The 13435-nt window shown below is 30.3% G+C and carries 9 protein-coding genes; all 9 read right to left on the bottom strand.

Annotated features, from left to right (window positions below):
• Nucleotides 1–69: 69 nt before the first annotated feature.
• The 9 genes from lysS to spoIIE all read right to left on the bottom strand — a co-directional run bounded on the left by lysS (nt 70) and on the right by spoIIE (nt 12937).
• Nucleotides 70–1575, bottom strand: coding sequence for a lysine--tRNA ligase (gene lysS, locus GXK56_RS18585; protein ID WP_160690173.1), 1506 nt, complete (start codon nt 1573–1575; stop codon nt 70–72).
• 13 nt (nt 1576–1588) lie between these two features.
• Nucleotides 1589–2071, bottom strand: coding sequence for a transcription elongation factor GreA (greA, locus tag GXK56_RS18580; protein ID WP_160690172.1), 483 nt, complete (start codon nt 2069–2071; stop codon nt 1589–1591).
• Nucleotides 2072–2384: 313 nt separating this feature from the next.
• Nucleotides 2385–3350: a tRNA dihydrouridine synthase DusB gene (gene dusB, locus GXK56_RS18575; RefSeq protein WP_160690171.1), complete on the bottom strand. Its 966-nt coding sequence runs from the start codon at nt 3348–3350 to the stop codon at nt 2385–2387.
• A gap of 42 nt (nt 3351–3392) precedes the next feature.
• A complete protein-coding gene (locus tag GXK56_RS18570) occupies nt 3393–4193 on the bottom strand; it encodes a type III pantothenate kinase (RefSeq protein WP_160690170.1) in 801 nt (266 codons plus the stop codon).
• Nucleotides 4194–4385: 192 nt separating this feature from the next.
• The gene (locus GXK56_RS18565; RefSeq protein ID WP_160690168.1) at nt 4386–6056 is read right to left on the bottom strand and encodes a formate--tetrahydrofolate ligase; all 1671 of its coding nucleotides are present in this window, start codon (nt 6054–6056) and stop codon (nt 4386–4388) included.
• A 254-nt stretch (nt 6057–6310) separates the two neighbouring features.
• Nucleotides 6311–8116 carry an ATP-dependent zinc metalloprotease FtsH gene (gene ftsH, locus GXK56_RS18560; RefSeq protein ID WP_160690166.1) on the bottom strand — a complete coding sequence of 602 codons (1806 nt, stop codon included), beginning with the start codon at nt 8114–8116 and terminating at the stop codon, nt 6311–6313.
• Nucleotides 8117–8189: 73 nt separating this feature from the next.
• A complete protein-coding gene (gene hpt, locus GXK56_RS18555; protein WP_160690164.1) occupies nt 8190–8729 on the bottom strand; it encodes a hypoxanthine phosphoribosyltransferase in 540 nt (179 codons plus the stop codon).
• Nucleotides 8730–8733: 4 nt separating this feature from the next.
• Nucleotides 8734–10140: a tRNA lysidine(34) synthetase TilS gene (gene tilS, locus GXK56_RS18550; RefSeq protein ID WP_160690162.1), complete on the bottom strand. Its 1407-nt coding sequence runs from the start codon at nt 10138–10140 to the stop codon at nt 8734–8736.
• Nucleotides 10141–10525: 385 nt separating this feature from the next.
• Nucleotides 10526–12937, bottom strand: a complete 2412-nt coding sequence (spoIIE, locus tag GXK56_RS18545) for a stage II sporulation protein E (protein ID WP_160690160.1) — start codon at nt 12935–12937, stop codon at nt 10526–10528.
• Between the last annotated feature and the right edge of the window lie 498 nt (nt 12938–13435).

Below are 13435 nucleotides of genomic sequence, written 5' to 3'. Positions count from 1 at the left end.
TTCCATAAAAAATGAGCTGCTACAAAACTAACTACGTTAGTTTTGCAACAGCCCCCTAACTATAACATATTACTTTTGCGGTCTCATTGTTGGGAATAATATAACATCTCTAATTGATGCTGAATCAGTTAAAAACATTATAAGTCTATCTACCCCAATTCCTAATCCACCTGTTGGAGGCATACCTGTTTCTAAAGCACTCATGAATTGTTCATCTAACATGTATGCTTCATCATCACCAAGCTCTCTTTCCTTAGCTTGTTGTTCAAATCTTTGTCTTTGTACTATCGGATCATTTAATTCTGAGTATGCATTACAAAGTTCTCTACCGAATACAAAACCTTCAAATCTTTCAGTAAATTCTGGATTTCCTCTCTTTTTCTTTGTAAGAGGTGAAATTTCCACAGGATAGTCCATTACAAATGTAGGTTGAATCATGTTAGCTTCACCAAATTCTTCATATAAAGCATTCAAAACTTCTCCCTTTGTAACTGTATCTAATGGTTTAGCAAATTCTAAATGCTTTTCTTTAGCTATAGCTTGAGCTTCTTCATCAGATTTGATTTGATTAAAATCTACACCCGCATATTCCTTTACTGCATCAACCATGGTTATTCTTCTCCATGGTGGCTTAAAGTCTATTTCTGTTCCTTGGTAAGCAACCTTAGTAGTTCCATTTACCTTTTCACAAATATATGCAACCATATTTTCTGTAATTTCCATCATATCATTATAATCAGAGTATGCTTCATATAATTCTATAGCTGTAAATTCAGGATTATGTCTAACAGACATTCCTTCATTTCTGAAGTTTCTTCCTATTTCATATACTTTTTCAAATCCAGCAACTATTAATCTCTTAAGATATAATTCTGTTGCAATTCTTAAATACATATCCATATCTAAAGTATTATGATGAGTAATAAATGGTTTTGCTGCTGCCCCACCTGCTATTGCCCCAAGAATAGGAGTTTCAACTTCTAAGAATCCTCTATTATCTAAAAATTCTCTCATCGCTGATATGATTTTACTTCTCTTAATAAAAGTATCTTTTACACCTGCATTAGTAATTATATCAACTTCTCTTTGTCTATATCTTAAATCTGGATCCTTTAATCCATGCCATTTTTCTGGAAGCGGCTTTAAAGACTTACAAGTTAATTCAAATGTATTTACATTTATAGATACTTCACCTGTTTTTGTTGTGAAAACTTCTCCTGTTGCTGCAACCCAGTCACCTAAATCAAATGTTTTATATTGCTTTAAGTTTTCTTCTCCAACTTTGTCAATCTTTAAAAATAATTGTATCTTTCCATCTTTATCGTGTATATCTGAAAATACAACCTTTCCTTGACCTCTTTTAGACATAAGTCTTCCTGCAACTGTTACTTCCTTACCTTCTAATGACTCATAATTTGATTTAACCTCTTCTGAAGTATGTGTTCTATTTACCTTATATACATCAAAAGGATCCTTTCCAGCACCTTGTAACTCAGTTAGTTTGTCTCTTCTTAAGCCTTCTTGTTCATTATATTGAGACTCTAACTCCTGCATACTCATTTCTTCTGTTGACATATCGTACCTCCAATTAACTTCTACTTATTCCTAGTATCTCAAATTTATTTACTCCATCTGGAACAATTACTTCTACTATTTCACCAATCTTTTTCCCAACTAAAGCACTTCCAACTGGTGATTCATTTGATATTTTGAAATTCATAGGATCTGCTTCTGCTGATCCAACTATTGAATATTCTACTTCTTCATCAAATTCATAATCTTTAACTTTTACTTTTGATCCAACTGAAACAATATCATTTGGAAGATCAGCTTCATCGACAACAACTGCATTTTTTAGCATATTTTCTAATTGTAATATTCTTCCTTCTGTAAACGCTTGGTCGTTTTTAGCTTCATCATATTCAGAGTTTTCGCTTAAATCTCCATATCCTAATGCTACTTTTATTTTTTCAGTTATTTCTTTTCTTTTTACTGTTTTTAAATACTCAAGTTCTGTTTCTAATTTTTTTACACCTTCGTAAGTCATTACATATTGCTTTGCTTGGCTCATATATTTTACTCCCCTTTAAAACCTTTGATATTTATTATTTTTATTTCAGAACAATCTCGAATAATTTATCAACCTGAAATCATTTAACTAATTATAAATCAGCCTATTTGATATGTCAATCAATCCTATTGCAAAGGGTTGATGCCATTACACTTAGCTATTTTAATGTAAATTCATATAATGTATTAGCTGAGATCATAATTAATTTTTTCATAAAATAGTTTTAATTCTCTAACATATTCAATATATATTATTAGTATTATGATTCAATTTATTAAATTATTCTAATTATAGCTTTTCATTTAAATTATTTTTATAACTCTTCTTTATATTTGGATAAAATTTCAATTACTTTTTTACTATCATCTAAAATATTTATCTGATTTCTAATGTCTGTACATCTTGGAAGACCTTTAATATACCATGATGCATGCTTTCTCATTTCTCTAACGGCTTTAAATTCTCCATCATATTTAATTGCTAACTCATAATGCCTTAAGCACATTTCAATTTTGTCTTTATAAGAAATATCTGGCATATCTTCCCCTCTAAGAGCATGACTAACTTGTTTGAATATCCAAGGGTTACCTTGACTTCCTCTTGCAATCATTATACCATCACAATCCGTAGTTCCCTTCATTCTTACAGCATCCTCTCCAGAAAATACATCTCCATTTCCTATTACAGGTATTGTTACGCTTTCTTTAACCTTTTTTATAATATCCCAATCAGCAATACCTTGATACATTTGTTTTCGTGTTCGTCCATGAATAGTAATTGCATCTGCTCCTGCCTGTTCCATTTTTTTAGCAAACTCCACAGCATTAATATTTTCTTCATCAAATCCCTTTCTGAATTTAACAGTAACAGGTTTCTTTGAAACATTTTTTATCGCTTTTACAATTTCATATGCTAATTCTGGCTCTTTCATAAGAGCGGAACCTTCTCCATTTTTGACAATCTTAGGAGCTGGACATCCCATGTTTATATCAATAATACAAATATCATTTCTATCGTTGAAATGTTTCTCACAAATATCCGCCATTATATCTGGTTCCCTACCAAAAATTTGAACTGCCACAGGTTTTTCTTCATCTGCTATTCTAAGTAAGGCTTGAGTATTCTCACTTCCATAATATAAAGCTTTTGCGCTAACCATTTCAGTATAAACCAATCCACATCCCATTTCTTTACATAGTCCTCTAAAAGATATATCCGTAACACCTGCCATAGGTGCTAAAAATACATTATTTTCAAAGGTTAAATTACCTATTTTCATTTAGAATGTACTCCTTACTTTATAATATATTATCATAAGTTTTTAATTTCTTAGAACTTCAGCTTCTTTATTTTTTTCATATAATATTTTTAAGCCTTCTAATGTTAAATCTGAATTAACTTTATCTATAACATCAGTTTCTTTAGCAATTAAATTAGCTAATCCTCCTGTAGCTATAACAAATGGTTCTTCCTTATACTTAGATGATTTCATTTCTTTCTTCATTTTCCTAACTATGTATTCAACTTGCCCTATATATCCAAATATAATACCTGATTGCATACTTGATACTGTATTCTTGCAAATCATGCTCTTAGGAACTTCTAACTCAACTCTAGGAAGCTTTGCAGCTCTTTCAAATAAAGCATCCGCTGAAATTCTTATTCCTGGACATATACATCCTCCAAGATAATCTCCATTTTCCCTTACTGCACAAAAAGTTGTTGCTGTACCAAAGTCAATTATTATAACTGGCCTTTTATAAATTTCATATGCAGCAACAGCATTTACTATTCTGTCAGCTCCAACCTCTCTTGGATTATCATACTTGATATTTATTCCTGTTTTTATTCCTGGTCCAACTACTATAGGTTCTTGACAAAAGCATTTTCTCAACATATTTTCTAAAGAATGCATTATATTAGGAACAACAGAAGAAACAATAACTCCAGTAATTTCTTTAGGGTCAATATTACTTAAATTAAATAATTGCATAACTTGAATACTATATTCATCTGAAGTTTTATTTCCTTCACTTGAAATACGCCAACTAGCTATGTACTTTTCTCCATTATGTACTCCCAAAACAATATTGGTATTACCTGCATCAACAAGTAAAATCATAGAAAGCACCACCTTAATATAGTTAAATTAAAAGCAGCCCTGAGAGCTGCCTTAATGTTAGAAATTTACTTAAAAATAACAATATAATTTTAACAATTATAATTCATTTGTCAAGTATTAAAATATTGCTTTAAATGAACCTTACGCTTTATTAGCACGTTATATTAGGTAATACCACATATAATCAAGGATTTAGAATAATCCAATTATTTCTCCACTCTTTAATACATCCATTCTATTAGCGGCAGGAACTTTTGGTAATCCTGGCATAGTCATTATATCTCCAGTTTGAACTACTATGAATCCAGCTCCATTGGATACTCTAATTTCCTTAACTGTAATATCAAATCCTTTTGGTCTCGCCAAAAGACTTGGATTGTCTGAAAGGGAATATTGAGTTTTTGCCATACATATAGGTAATTTATCTAATCCAAACTTCTCTAATTCAACAATCTGCTTCTTAGCTGCTGGCGTATAATTAACCTTGTCTGCTCCATAAATTTCTTTTGCTATAGTCGAAATTTTTTCTTGAATAGCTAACTTTTCATCATAAATTGGTGCAAAATTAGAATTGTTATTATCTAAAATATCTAAAACGATATTTCCAAGTTCAATTCCGCCTTCTCCACCTTTAGCCCATACATCTGATAATGCTACTTTTACACCAATCTTATTACAGAAATCTTTTATAAATTGAACTTCTTCTTCACTATCAGTTACAAATTTATTTATAGCAACAACTGGTACTATATTGAATTTCTTAATATTTTCAATTTGCTTTTCTAAATTAACTATTCCCTTGCTTAAAGCTTCAACATTTGGAGTATTTAATTCAGCCTTATTTACTCCTCCATGATGTTTTAGAGCTCTAATGGTAGCTACTATTACAACACATTCAGGTTTCAAATTCCCATATCTACATTTAATATCAAAGAATTTTTCTGCTCCTAAATCAGCACCAAAACCTGCTTCTGTTACAGTAATTTCTCCAAGCTTTAACGCAAGCTTAGTTGCCATTATAGAATTACATCCATGGGCAATGTTAGCAAATGGTCCTCCATGTATTAATGCCGGAGTATTTTCTAACGTCTGTACTAAGTTAGGTTTTATAGCATCCTTCATTAATAAAGCCATAGCCCCCTGAACTTCTAATTCCTTAGCATAAACAGGTTCTCCATCTAAATTATAAGCAAAAAGTATGTTTCCCATTCTTTCCTTTAAATCTTCCAGATCATTTGCCAAGCATAATATAGCCATTATTTCAGAGGCAACAGTTATATTAAACCCATCTTCTCTAACAAAACCATTAACTTTTCCACCCATTCCAACAACAATATTTCTAAGCGCTCTATCATTCATATCCATAACTCTTTTAAATACTATTCTTCTAGAATCAATTCTTAAATCATTACCTTGATGAATATGGTTATCTATTGCTGCTGATAATAAATTATTAGCAGCTGTAATAGCATGCATATCTCCTGTAAAATGAAGATTAATATCTTCCATTGGAACTACTTGAGCATATCCACCACCTGCTGCTCCACCTTTAATTCCAAATACTGGTCCTAACGACGGTTCTCTTAGTGCTATTACTGCTTTTTTGCCTAATTTATTAAGTGCTTGACCAAGCCCTACAGTAACTGTTGATTTCCCCTCACCTGCTGGAGTTGGATTTATAGCTGTTACTAACACTAATTTTCCATCCTTATTTTCTTTGACCTTTTCATATACATCTAAGGATATTTTACATTTATACTTACCATAGTATTCAATATCATCTTCGCAAAGCCCTAATTTCTCGGCCACATTTTTTATTGGTTCCATTTTTGCTTCTTGAGCAATTTGAATATCACTTTTCATTATAAGTTCTCCTCCTAATATTAACCAAAGTCGTTTCTTGTATTTCTATTATAACATTTCAACTTATGGTTTAAAAGTTATTTCGAATATTTACTCCAATTCTAAACGAAATATTCGTATTAATATTATTTATATGAGTTTCCAGCGGAATGCTTGATTTTACAAACTACCCAGGTTTCAATTATTTTATACATTATGCAAAAAAGTATTGCTCCTGATTAAAATTTAATCAGGAGCAATACTCCAATTAATAGTTAGCTATTTATAAATATTTCTTCGAATTCTTTTGCATCAAGTTTTTCTTTTTCAATCAATGCTTTAGCAACAGCATGAAGCTTATCAGTATTTTCTTCTAATAATCTAGTTGCTTTATCATAAGCTTCATCTATAAATCTCTTTATCTCTTTATCTATCTTAGAACCAATTTCTTCACTGAAATCTCTGCTTTTCCCTATATCTCTTCCAAGGAATACTTCATCATGACCTGAAGAATAAGATATTGTTCCAATTTCTTCACTCATGCCATAATCCATAACCATGCTTTTAGCTATATGACTGGCTCTATCTATATCATTTTTAGCACCAGTGCTTATATCTCCCATGATTAATTTTTCAGCAACTCTTCCTCCTAAAAGTCCAACCATTTCGTCCTCTAGTTTTGCTTTAGATGTATAAGATGTGTCTTCCTTAGGAAGATGCATTGTATAACCTCCAGCTCTTCCTCTTGGGATCACACTTATTTCATGAACCGGATCACAATTTGGAAGTAATCTCATAACAACCGCGTGACCAGCTTCATGATAAGCTGTCAACTTTCTATCATGTTCAGTTACTACTCTGCTCTTCTTTTCAGGTCCAGCTACTACTTTAGTTATTGCTTCTTCCATTTCTAACATTGATATTAACTTTTTATCTCTTCTAACCGCAAGCAATGCTGCTTCATTTGTTAAATTTTCTAAATCCGCTCCAGAAAACCCTGGAGTTCTTTTAGCCAATACATCCAATTTAACATCTGAATCTAAAGGTTTCTTCTTTGTATGAACTTTAAGAATTTCTTCTCTTCCTTTTATATCAGGCGCCCCAACAATTATTTGTCTGTCAAATCTTCCTGGTCTAAGTAACGCAGGATCTAATATATCTGGTCTATTAGTAGCCGCTATCATTACGATACCTTCATTTACACCAAAACCATCCATCTCAACAAGGAGCTGATTTAATGTTTGTTCTCTTTCATCATGGCCACCGCCAAGTCCAGCACCTCTTTGTCTACCAACTGCATCAATTTCATCAATAAATATTATACATGGTGAATTCTTTTTAGCTTCTTCAAATAAACTTCTAACTCTAGATGCACCAACCCCAACAAACATTTCAACAAAGTCAGAACCAGATATGCTGAAAAATGGAACACCCGCTTCTCCTGCTATTGCTTTAGCAAGCAAAGTCTTACCTGTCCCTGGAGGACCTACTAATAGTACTCCCTTTGGTATTCTTGCACCCATTTGTATATATCTTGCTGGCAACTTTAAGAAATCAACTATTTCTTCAAGCTCTGCTTTTTCTTCATCCGCACCGGCTATATCTTCAAATGTAACTGTTTGACTTTCTGGCATTACCATTTTAGCTTTACTTTTACCAAAATTCATAACACCTCTTCCACTACCTCCACCTTGTGATTGTTGTGTAAATATAAATAAAAATATAAATAGAAATACTGCCATAACTATAAATGGAAGCAATGTTGCAATCCAAGTAGCATTATTAGATGGTTTTTCAAAGATAACCTTAACATCTGATTTAGGTTGACTTTCTAATAATGAATTTACAAGACCACTTGGAGCAATTGTTGTAAATGTTTTATTATCAGTAGTTCTTCCCTCTATAGTCATACTATCCGACTTAATTATGACACTTTCTATTTCATTTGAATTCCACTTTTGTACGAATGTACTATAAGCCATATCACTTGAACTATTTCCCGTTTGCCATATAGTAACTGCTGCTAAAATTAGCATAACTGAACATACAATCCACACAGCTGCACTTGAATACTTTTTCATTCAAGTTCCCCCTCTCTCATCATATTTAAAATTTTACCATAGGAATATTTTTATTACAATAAAATTACAATGTCTATTTTTCATATACTTCTGGTTTCAATATACCTATAAATGGTAGATTTCTGTATTTCTCAGCATAATCTATACCATACCCAACTATAAATCCATCTGGAACTTCAAAACCAATATATTTAACATCTAAATCAGATGTTCTTCTTGCAGGCTTATTAAGCAATGCAACAATTTCTATACTGTTAGCTTTTCTTGCTTTTAAATATTTAAGCAAATATGCTAATGTAACACCAGTATCAACTATATCTTCAACTATTAAAATATCTTTGCCTTCAATACTATTATCTAAATCTTTTAATATTCTCACAATACCAGAAGTTTCTGTTGAATTTCCATAGCTTGATACTGCCATAAAGTCAATTTCACAAGGCGTTGATATATTTTTGATTAATTCTGCTGCAAAAACAACAGACCCTTTTAATATTCCAACGACTAACAAATCTTTTCCTTTATAATCTGTACTTATTTCATTAGCTAGTTCTTTAATTCTTTTACTTAACACTTCTTCTGAAAACAATATTTCTTTTATATCTTCTTTCATAATTTTAATGTTCCTTTCTTTTAACCACTACTTTTAATATTTTTTCACCTACATTAGTAAGTTTATACTCATCTGATATCTTAATTCCTATAATCCATGCAATTTTTTCATCAAAACATAAAACAGGAATATGATCTCTTTCTTCTTTAGGTATTTTCATATCTATAAAAATATCCTTTAACTTTTTAGTTCCTTTCATACCTAAAGGAATTATCTTATCACCATCTATTCTTTTTCTAATTAAAATATTATCATTTATTTTATCAAAGTCAAAGTATTGTGTAAAATTATCCTTGTTTAAATTTAGATCATTTCTTTGATAATGATTAGTTACACAAAACTCAATTGTGAACTGTCCATAGTTTACTATTTGATTATTAATTTCATCCTTACTAATTAATACCTTTTCTTTCTTGTTATTAATATTAGATTTATTTTTCTTATTTTTTATGTATATGTCACCATATATATTTTCAGCATAAATTCCATTAGGCAAATCAATAATTTTCCCAGAATCTTTCTCATTTAATAAATAAACTTCATTTATGTGCTTCATTTCAAAATCATAATTTGATTTTGAATACTTAGTTAAAGCACGCCTCAAAACTCTATTAACGATAGGTTCTCCTTCTTTGAATATGCCCTTTTTTATTATAAAATAATCCGCATCTTCTATACAATATTTTTTATATGAATTTAATGCTAATTTTTCAAGAAACTCATTATCCTTTTGCAACAATACTGACATTCTATTTAAAGTTTGTATAATATCTTCGTTAAAATTTTCCTTCATATATGGAAGTATATCTAATCTAATTTTATTTCTATTATATATCTTTTCAAAATTAGTTTTATCAATTCGAGGTTTTAGCCTCTTTAATCCTATATATTTTTCTACTTCCTGTCTGCTTAAACACAATATAGGTCTTATTATTTTATCACCTCTAGAAACTTTAATCCCTCCAAGGCCTTCTAAACCAGTGCCCCTCATAAGCCTAAATAGTATAGTCTCAGCTTGATCATTCGCATTATGAGCAGTCGCAATCTTATTAAAGCCTTCTGTCTCTATAATCTCTTCAAAAAAATCATATCTAACTTGTCTTCCTGCCATCTCAGAAGAAATCCTATGCTCTTTAGAATAATTATTTATATCCACCCTAGTTACAAAGCATGGTATATTTATTTCTTCACATATTTTAATCACATACTCTTCATCTTTAAAAGCATCTTCTCCTCGTAAAAGATGATTTATGTGTGCAGCACCTATCTCTATATTTAATTCTTCCTTTAACTCAAACAAAATGTTCAAAAGGCATATTGAGTCCGGCCCCCCAGAAAGAGCAACTAAAACTCTATCACCTGACTTAATTAATTTATTATTGTTTATATAAGACATTACCTTTTTTAGCAAAATAAACACCTCCATTTATGGATAATACTACATTCACAACCACCATCTATTGTACGTATATATTTTTTGAATGTAAACATTAATTTCAATACTTTAGGAATGACATATATGACTATTGAGTATAATAAGCAAACTTATAATGTCTTAATTAACTTTACAAAATTATTTATTTCACTTCCATGAAAATTTAATAAAATAATTTATTTCTAATTTAAAAGAGTATGGATATAAGGCTTTTCACCTATATCCACACTCTTTTATAATATATACGTGTAGTAATGAAGAATCTATATCAATCAGCTTTTGCCGATAAAACATCATGCGTTTAAGTATTATAATAATATTTTTTAACTATTTTAATTTTATAAATAAATCTCTGAATTTATCACCCATCTAAATATACCTTAGAAACAATAACAGTCATATCATCACTAAGATTTCCTTTACTTAAACTCTTTGCCTTTTCTAATATCTTTTCTGACAATTCCCTAGGATCTCCATTGATGGTTTTTAAATATTCTTCAAGCCAACTAACTTTTCCATTATTTAATTTGCTTATATCTAAAATCCCATCACTTACATTGACCAAAATATCTCCAGGTTTTAACCTATCTTTAATAATCTCAACCTCAACCTCATCGACAAGTCCTAGTGGTAAATTTTTGGAATTAATAGATTTTACATCACTTCCTCTCTTAATAAAACTAGGCGCTGCACCTATTTTTACAAAAATAGTTTCTCCGTTATACAAGTCAACTTTATTCAAATCTAGAGTCGCATATTTCTCATCTTCTGCAAACCTCATTCCCATTATGGAATTTACTGTATTTACTGTTATATCTTCATCAAAACCTGCCTCCATAAGCTTTTCTACCAAATCCACAGTTGCTTTGCTTTCTTCTCCTGCTTCAGGACCTGATCCCATACCATCACTTAGTATAGTTATATAATCTCCATTAGTAGTCTTACCAAATCCGTAATTGTCTCCTGTTTGATTTTCTCCATCCTTAGAATCCATTGCTCCATATGAGACCATATAATACTTAGGTTTCTCTTCTATAGTAATAATTCTTTCATTTGTTTTTATATCAACGTTGCACCCCTCTTCTCCAATATACAATCTCATTTTCATTGCATTACTTAATAAATTAACTATTCTTTTTTCATAGTGTTCAGCACCATCATAGTTATTTATACTTATTCTAATTTTAACCCTACCATTTTTGCCCACATAGCAAAAAATATTATTATAATAAATGGAATTTTTATTCATTATGCGCTTTACTACTCTTTCTAACTCTGTGTCTATATTTACCTCCTTTCTAAAATCATTCAGTAATAATTCTAAGGTAGTTGTTATATTTGATATATGAGTTGCCAATACATTCTTTCCCTCTGATAGCCTTTCTCTTATAACTTCACTCACGTTATAATTATTTACAACTCCTTCTGTACTTCGTAATAAAGTAAAATTCTTAACACACTTTTTTTGCAAATCTATTGGTATAGCTAAACATCCCTCCTCATAACTTTTTATCAACATCTGAAATGAATTAAAAGTTTGATGAAAATCTCTTTCCCAACATAAAGGTTTATTTTCACAGTTTGAACAACTTCTATCTGCTAAATTTTCTACCAATGCACTTCCTTTCGATTTGATTAATAAGTTTTCATTGTCATCAACATCGCTCAAGCATTTTATTACGCTTGATAACACATTCGTAAGACCTTTTAACTTAAAAGTGAATTCCTCCTTTATTGCATTTAATTGGACTTCTCCAAAATAAATTTTCTTTTTTTGCGGATTTATTTCAACTTCAATACTTTTATATACAGGTTTTGGAATACATAAAAACAAAAAGCAACTTGCTAAAACTTCTATTCCTAGTTTTAATGTTACTGCATTAGAATACACAGCTAATGCAAAATAAATTATAATACCTGAAAGTATCGAAAATATTTTCCCAGTATCTTTGAATATACCTACGACAAGTCCTCCAACACCTAAAAAAGCTACACTATACATCATGTCATTAGCTGCAATACCAATCATTATTCCCATCAAAACGCCAATCATTGCTCCATATGACGCCCCGCCTACATAAGCTATCACTAAAACAAGCGTTAAACCAAATATATTTCTTATTGAATACTCTAAAAAACTAATATTCCCTACTCCCGAAACTAACAAGCATAAAAGTATTCCTATGCTGACTATTTCTTCAGATGAAAAAAAATAATTAGTATCAATCTCCTCAAAAGAATTTAATGCGTATTTTATAACATAATATATTGGTACAACAATTACTGTTTGTAACAAGCATAATATTATGTCTACTCCCAACTCATATTTGCTAACGCTAATACCATATATAAAAAAGCTACTTAATATTATTACAAAGCCAACCAACTCCCTTTTTCTCATTTTGTTAGATGATACAAAAGCATAGTATATTGTTATTAAAGCTGTTGCTATTAAATACACATATCCATCCATTAGCATATTATTTATCGTTAGATATCCTATTGCAATCCCTATTGCTCCAGCTAACATATCTTTTTTATTTTCCTTTGTAACAATTGCCATTAAGTATGCAATTCCTATAGGAGCTATTCCTCGACTGTCTGATTGATTTAGTAATAAATTAACTCTTCCAAGCAAAATTCCAATTACCAAGATAACTGCTAATTTTACCACAGTGGTTTTCATCCATGCTTTTCTTTTAATAATTGATGATTGTTTTATCTCTTGATATTTATTTATATCTAATCCATACTGCACATCAGCTCGCCTCATTTCCAATTAATGTATTTTTATTATAGCAGTACGAATTTACGATAAATGTCATAACATGTTTCTCTAATAGAATTTTCTTAGGACAACTTCATCTAAATTTCTCTAATATCTAATGATTTAGTAAAATATTTTCATTTCAGTTATTTTCATAAAAATTATCATTGATGTGGATTTTATAATCTTTCCATTAAACTGTTTTCTTATTTTCTCTTCATTGATTAATTTGTCGTTAATATTATTTTATTAGTAATTTATATACTATTATTTTTTCATAAATTAAAATATAAAGAATAAATATAATTTTTATATCTCCTTCATGCAACTGTTACTTTTTTATTTAACAAAAAGAGTCCTAGAAAAACTATTTTTGTTTCTCTAAGACCTTATTTGTCATTAATATTAGTAAATAAAAAAAGACTTAAGCTTATTGCTTAAGTCTTTGGTGCCGAAGACCGGAATCGAACCGGTACGGTGTTTAACCACCGCAGGATTTTAAGT

The organism is Clostridium sp. C2-6-12 (assembly GCF_009928485.1).
Taxonomy (GTDB): Bacteria; Bacillota; Clostridia; order Clostridiales; family Clostridiaceae; genus Clostridium.
This window is presented reverse-complemented; position numbering and strand designations above follow the sequence as displayed.